Genomic DNA, 256 nt, shown 5'->3' with positions numbered 1-256 from the left:
GAAACCAACACAGGTGGGTGGGGTGAATAACCCAAGGCGCTCGAGAGAACTCTGGCCAAGGAACTCGGCAAAATAACCCCGTAACTTCGGAAGAAGGGGTGCTCTTATGGGTGAAAGGATTTACTCTCCAAGCCCGTGGGAGCCGCAGAGAAATGAGGGTGGCGACTGTTTACTAAAAACATAGGTCTCTGCTAAGTCGCAAGACGACGTATAGGGACTGACGCCTGCCCGGTGCCGGAAGGTTAAGAGGAGAGGT

General features: G+C 53.5%; 1 rRNA gene. It reads left to right on the top strand.

Annotated elements, in window-relative coordinates:
* Positions 1-256: ribosomal RNA gene (locus V6B97_RS17275) — 23S ribosomal RNA — on the top strand; the annotation flags it as partial.

It is taken from the genome of Nitratidesulfovibrio sp. 1201_IL3209 (assembly GCF_036763125.1).
Lineage (GTDB): Bacteria > Desulfobacterota > Desulfovibrionia > Desulfovibrionales > Desulfovibrionaceae > Cupidesulfovibrio.
This window is presented reverse-complemented; position numbering and strand designations above follow the sequence as displayed.